General features: G+C 69.9%; 4 protein-coding genes and 1 pseudogene. 1 reads left to right on the forward strand and 4 read right to left on the reverse strand.

Annotation, left to right across the window (positions count from 1 at the left end; all coding sequences use genetic code 11):
- Positions 1 to 329: pseudogene (locus tag H0E84_RS09510) on the reverse strand (transposase); the annotation flags it as partial.
- Positions 330 to 440: 111 nt separating this feature from the next.
- Positions 441 to 836, reverse strand: coding sequence for a hypothetical protein (locus H0E84_RS09515; protein ID WP_180678412.1), 396 nt, complete (start codon positions 834 to 836; stop codon positions 441 to 443).
- Positions 837 to 1,158: 322 nt separating this feature from the next.
- Here H0E84_RS09515 and H0E84_RS09520 point away from each other — a divergent pair, with 322 nt between their 5' ends.
- Positions 1,159 to 2,133, forward strand: a complete 975-nt coding sequence (locus H0E84_RS09520; RefSeq protein WP_180678413.1) for a glutathione S-transferase family protein — start codon at positions 1,159 to 1,161, stop codon at positions 2,131 to 2,133.
- Positions 2,134 to 2,201: 68 nt separating this feature from the next.
- Here the strand turns inward: H0E84_RS09520 and H0E84_RS09525 are convergent, their stop codons facing one another.
- Positions 2,202 to 3,005: a glucose 1-dehydrogenase gene (locus H0E84_RS09525; protein ID WP_180678414.1), complete on the reverse strand. Its 804-nt coding sequence runs from the start codon at positions 3,003 to 3,005 to the stop codon at positions 2,202 to 2,204.
- Positions 3,006 to 3,010: 5 nt separating this feature from the next.
- Positions 3,011 to 3,319, reverse strand: a complete 309-nt coding sequence (locus H0E84_RS09530) for an HPF/RaiA family ribosome-associated protein (RefSeq protein WP_180678415.1) — start codon at positions 3,317 to 3,319, stop codon at positions 3,011 to 3,013.
- Positions 3,320 to 3,470 lie beyond the last annotated feature (151 nt).

The raw sequence follows: 3,470 nt of genomic DNA on the forward strand, positions 1-3,470 counted from the left end.
GCGCTCGCTGAAGCCGTGTTCCTCTCGGAGCACGGCCATCAGCTGGCGTTTGACAGCCGGACCTACAGCTTTTTTGCGATGACGTCCTTGAGCGCAGTGACCTCGAGCGCCAGGTCCGCGTACATCCGCTTCAGGCGGCTGTTCTCCTCCTCCAGCTCCTTCAGTCGACGGATGTCCGCCGCCTCCATTCCGCCGTACTTGGACTTCCAGACGTAGTAGGTCCCTTCCGAGATCCCCAGCTCGCGGCAGACGTCCTTGACCTGCCGTCCAGCCTCGACCTGCTTGAGGGTGTGGACGATCTGGCTCTCGGTGAATTTGCTCTTGCGCATCGGTGGCCTCCTGGGCGGTAGTGTGCCCGGAGACCTCCAGCTAGGGTTGGACCGATTTAGGGGGAGGCGACAATGTTCTCACGCCGAGCGCCTGATGCCGACGGCGATGGCCTACGCCGCCGCCGCGACTGGCGGTGAGTCATCCTGAGGCAGCGTGTCCCTGGTCGCTACCTGGAGGGTTTGCTGCATGACCGTCCACACCGGCAGGCCCATGCGGGCGAGCGCGTAGTCGGCGTGGTAGGCGAGACGGGTGCGCTCGGGACCGGCGAGTTCGGCCGCCAGGTTGCTGTAGAGGGCGGAGAAGGCGCTCCAGAAGGCATCGTCGGGCAGGCCGCGTGCGACCAGGCGACACAGGCCTTCTTCGAGCATCGAGGCGGCTTCCGGGAGCGACAGGCTCGGCGCCGGGTTTTCAGGGGACAAGGATTGGTCCGGAACCCGGGCCGGGGCGGCTGTTTCGTCGGGCTGGGAGTCGGCGGGGGTGATGCGGGAATCGAACTCGACCGACATGATGCGATCCTGCTTGGGGGCCTTCTGGGTTGGCGGAGTATCGATCGCCTGCCGTCAAAATCGCGCGATGGTGTAGCTGAATCCGGCACTTTTCCGACCGCGGGCGCCGGGTAGATGAGGCCCCGGCCGCGCCTTTCAAGCCCCGGGCTCCAGGAGCGGTTGGAGACGGTTCCCCTGAGCACGGTCGGGGCGACACGCCGACGCGGCGGAGACGCCGTGTCGCACCGCGCGGCCGGGCGGGCGGCCGACCGCCGACGCCCGCACGTCGCGTTGATGGCCCGGTCGGCACACTGCTGCCTGGTACGGATCGCGAGGTACGGGCATGGGCATGCTCATCGACGGCAAGTGGCACAGCGACGAGGAGATCCCGGTGGACGACAAGGGCCGGCTGCAGCGGCCGTCGTCGGTATTCCGCAGCTGGGTGACGGCGGACGGTGCGGCCGGACCGGAGGGCGAGGGCGGGTTCAGGGCCGAGCCCGGGCGCTATCACCTGTACATCGCCCGCGCCTGCCCCTGGGCCCATCGGGCGGCGATCTTCCGCGAGCTCAAGGGGCTGCAGGAGATGATCGGGCTGTCGGTGACGCATTGGCTGATGGCGGGGGACGGCTGGACCTTCCGCGAGGCGCCCGGGGTGATCGCCGACGATGCGAACGGGGTGGACTGCCTGTGGCAGCTCTACGCCAAGTCGGATCCGGGCTACACAGGGCGGGTGACCGTGCCCGTGCTGTGGGACAAGCAGACCGGTCGCATCGTCAGCAACGAATCGGCCGACATCATCCGGATGTTCAACTCGGCGTTCGACGGCGTCGGTGCGGCCTCCGGCGACTACCATCCACCGCCGCTGCGCGGGCGCATCGACCAGGTCAACCAGCGCGTCTACGACAACCTTAACAACGGCGTCTACCGCGCCGGCTTCGCGCGTAGCCAGGAGGCGTACGACGAAGCGGTGGCGGAGGTATTCGAGACGCTCGACTGGCTGGAGGGCCTGCTGTCCGAGCAGCGCTACGTGTGCGGCGAGACGCTGACCGAGGCGGACTGGCGGCTGTTCACCACGCTGCTGCGGTTCGATGCGGTGTACCACGGCCACTTCAAGTGCAACCTGCGGCGGGTCGTGGACTACCCGGCGCTGTGGTTCTACACCCGCGAGCTGTACCAGCACCCGGGGGTGGAGGGCACCGTGGACTTCGGCCACATCAAGCGGCACTACTACCAGAGCCAACGCCACATCAATCCGACCGGCATCGTGCCGAAGGGACCGGTGCTCGATCTGGACAGGGCGGGGGACAGGAGGCTGTAGGCCGCTCCGCTCCGCGGGATGCGCTTCGGTCGCCGGGGCGCGCCGCGTTCCGGAGCCGCCGCGAATCCCTAGACGTACTGCATCTTCCGGGTCATCCCGCCGTCGACCACGAACTCCTGGCCGGTGACGAAGGCCGCGGCCGGGGAGAGCAGGTAAACCGCCAACGCGGCGACATCTTCCGGGGTGCCGACCCTCCCGGCCGGGTGCTGGGCGTGGTCGCGCGGGCGCAGCTTCGGGGTGCGGCGCGCGGTCGGCTTGCGCCAGGCGTCGGTGGCGATCCAGCCCGGGCTGATGCAGTTGACGCGCACGGCGGGCCCGGCGCTGATCGCCAGGGCGTGGGTGAAGGCGAGCAGGCCGCCCTTGGCCGCGGCATACGCCTCGGTGTCGGGCTCGGACTGGTGCGCCCGCGTCGAGGCGATGTTGACGATGCTGCCGGCGCCGTGGGCGGCGAGCGCCGCGAGCGCGTGCTTGCTGCACAGGAACGTGCCGGAGAGGTGCGCGTCGAGGTAGCTGCGCCACTTCGCCAGCTCCAGCCGTTGCAGCGGGCCGGTCGCGGGATCGGCGATGCCCGCGTTGTTCACCAGGCCATCGATCCGGCCATGCGCGCGCAGTGCGGCGCGGACGAATCCGCGCACCGGGGCTTCGCGGCCGACATCGAGCCGATGGAAGGTGGCTCGCTCGCCGACGTTCCAGTCGCGCAGGCAGGCCGCGCCGGCGTCGCCGTCCAGGTCGCCGATCGCTACCGACGCGCCGGCCCCTAGCGCGGCCTGGGCGATGCCGCGGCCGATGCCCTGCGCGCCGCCTGTGACCAGCACCGTGCGACCGCGCAGCGGTTGCGGATCGGGCGCCTCGATGCCGGGCACCGGCGCCATCGCGGTCAGCCGAGCTTGCCCAGCGAGCTCTCCAGCACGCGCTGCAGCTTCTTGGCGGCGCCGCTGATCGCCGCGGCGACGGTGTCGGCATCGTCGGACGCGGCCGCCGGCGGGCGGCCGTCCAGGCGCGCTTCCAGCGAGCAACGCTTGTCGCGGGCGCCGCCCTTGCCGGCATTGCTGTCGCTCAGGTGCACCTGCACGCGGGTGACCTGGCCGGAGAACCGCGCCAGCGCGTTAGCGATGGTTTCCTCGGCGTGCCGCACGACCGATTCGTCGCTCTGGATGTTGCTGTCGGTGTTGACCTGGATGAGCATTCGATCTCCTTTGGACGCAATGGCCGCGGCGCGGCCTGCGGCGATGATACCGGGACCGGCGTAGGCGCCGGGAAAAGAGCGCACACGGCATGCCGCCGCGTTCAGCCGGAACAACGGCGCCTTCCGGCTGTCCTGTAGGAGCGGCCCATGG

Source organism: Luteimonas salinisoli (genome assembly GCF_013425525.1).
GTDB lineage: Bacteria > Pseudomonadota > Gammaproteobacteria > Xanthomonadales > Xanthomonadaceae > Luteimonas > Luteimonas salinisoli.

What these genes read in the sequence shown, in the direction of transcription:
- H0E84_RS09520 (WP_180678413.1), top strand. Translation starts at nt 1,159, where the DNA reads ATGGGCATGCTCATCGACGGCAAGTGGCACAGCGACGAGGAGATCCCG.
- H0E84_RS09530 (WP_180678415.1), bottom strand. Translation starts at nt 3,319, where the DNA reads ATGCTCATCCAGGTCAACACCGACAGCAACATCCAGAGCGACGAATCG.
- H0E84_RS09525 (WP_180678414.1), bottom strand. Translation starts at nt 3,005, where the DNA reads ATGGCGCCGGTGCCCGGCATCGAGGCGCCCGATCCGCAACCGCTGCGC.
- H0E84_RS09515 (WP_180678412.1), bottom strand. Translation starts at nt 836, where the DNA reads ATGTCGGTCGAGTTCGATTCCCGCATCACCCCCGCCGACTCCCAGCCC.